Origin of the sequence: Aporhodopirellula aestuarii (genome assembly GCF_023701485.1) — a bacterium.
Lineage (GTDB): Bacteria > Planctomycetota > Planctomycetia > Pirellulales > Pirellulaceae > Rhodopirellula > Rhodopirellula aestuarii.
Genome location: NZ_JAMQBK010000125.1, coordinates 1 through 1487, shown reverse-complemented (window position 1 = coordinate 1487; position 1487 = coordinate 1). Strand labels below are relative to the sequence as shown.

At 54.5% G+C, this 1487-nt stretch carries 1 protein-coding gene; it reads left to right on the top strand.

Annotated features, from left to right (window positions below; translation table 11 throughout):
- Window positions 1-118: 118 nt before the first annotated feature.
- On the top strand, window positions 119-1471 hold the full coding sequence (locus NB063_RS31015) for an IS701 family transposase (RefSeq protein ID WP_250933542.1): 1353 nt from the start codon (window positions 119-121) through the stop codon (window positions 1469-1471).
- Window positions 1472-1487: the final 16 nt, after the last annotated feature.

Here is a 1487-nt window from a genome sequence, read left to right as displayed (position 1 = left end):
AGCTCGACTTTTTCCACTTTCGCGGAATTTGAGCTGGCGGATTGGTATAGGTAAAAGCAGCTTCCCTGCGCAAGAATTGTGACTTCTCACAGTTACAAACCCGAGCAAGGAAGCTGCCATGATTCGCGTGCCCCGTGAGTTTAAACCATTGATGGATCAATTGTCATCGGCAACTCGTCATCGCGAGACGGCGAATCGATTGATTCTCTTCTTTGCTGCCGCCACACTCGTGATCGGAGACCGAACCGTTTCGGCGGTGCTTCGACTGTTGAGCCTCATCGAACCGCTCAACGCATCGACTTATCATCGACTGTTCTCTCATCGCAGGTGGTGCTCCCGACGGTTTGCTCGAATCATCGCCCACTTCGTTGTCGATCGTTTCTGCCCGGAAGGAGTGATCAGGCTTGTCGGAGATGAAACGGTCGATGGTCACCGAGGCAAGAAGGTTTATGGCAAGGCCCGTCATCGCGACGCCGTTCGCAGTTCGCACTCTCACACGGTTTACCGCTACGGTCACAAGTGGGTCGTCCTGGCGGTCCTGGTTGATCTGCCATACACATCCAGGCCGATGGCCCTACCGCTGGCGGTCACCTTGTATCGTGATCGAAAAACCAACCAATCCGAATCTCGCGAGCACCGCACGCCTGCGGAGTTGATGGTCAGCTTGCTGGCACTGCTGATGCACTGGTTTCCCGATCGAAAATTCGTTTTCGCAGGCGACAACGCTTATGGTTCGCACGCGATGGCTCGTTTTGCTTACCGCCATCGTCGGCGCATCACACTGGTGAGCAAGATCGTGCCGGATGCAAATTTGTTTCGTCCGCCACCACGCCGCCGTGGCAAGAAGATCGGTCGCCCGGCGGTCAAGGGCGATTCACTACCAGCACCGTGTGACGTGGTCGCTTCGAAGAAGTGTGGCAAGAAGATAACGGTTGGCTGGTATGGTGGTGGCGTTCGAAATGTCGAGGTGATCAGCGGCACCGGTGGCTGGTACAAAAGCGGCAAAGGGCTTGTAATGATTCGCTGGGTCTACGTACACGATCTTGATGCAACGCACCGCGATGAATACTTCTTCAGCACCGACACGTCGATGAGTGCAAAAGCGATCATTGAGATGTACTGCGGACGATGGAATATTGAAACGACATTCCAGGAATTGCGTTCCCATCTGGGTTTGGAAACGACCCGCGGTTGGTCTCGCCGCACGGTGCTTCGCATGGCACCGGCATTGTTCGTGATGTACACGGTGGTGGTGACCTTCTATGACACGATGCCCGAAAGCAGCTCTCACTTTCGGTGCCGGACATGGTTGGGAAAAGAGATTATCACGTTCAGTGACATGATTATCAGCGTTCGTCACCACTTGTGGTGCCAATGGGTTTTCGAACAGACGCCAGGCGGCGAGGGTGTTCGGAAACTATCAGCACCTATCCGAAAACTACTAGACTTCGGGCTCACGCAAGCTGCATGAAACGGAAAAAGTCGAG